At 66.4% G+C, this 262-nt stretch carries 1 pseudogene; it reads left to right on the top strand.

The features are described from left to right. A pseudogene (locus SB764_RS41565) lies at positions 1 to 260 on the top strand (MFS transporter); the annotation flags it as partial. Positions 261 to 262 lie beyond the last annotated feature (2 nt).

The raw sequence follows: 262 nt of genomic DNA, 5'->3' as shown, positions 1-262 counted from the left end.
AGGTCGCGCCCGAGAAGGCCGGACTCGCGTCGGGCGTGGTGTCGTCGACCCTGCAGATCGGCTCGGCCTTCGGCACTGCGGCGATCAGCGGCGCGTTCTTCGGCGTGATCGGGGGCCGCTCGACGCCGGATGCGTACGCGCATGGGTTCCAGTACAGCCTCGCGATCAATGCGCTGCTCATGCTCGCGTGTATTGGTTTGAGCATGCTGCTGGTGCGGCATCAGCAATTGGCATTGCGCCGGGTTGCAGCGCCGCTTTGACG

Origin of the sequence: Paraburkholderia sp. SIMBA_027 (genome assembly GCF_046535315.1) — a bacterium.
Taxonomy (GTDB): Bacteria; Pseudomonadota; Gammaproteobacteria; order Burkholderiales; family Burkholderiaceae; genus Paraburkholderia; species Paraburkholderia tropica.
This window is presented reverse-complemented; position numbering and strand designations above follow the sequence as displayed.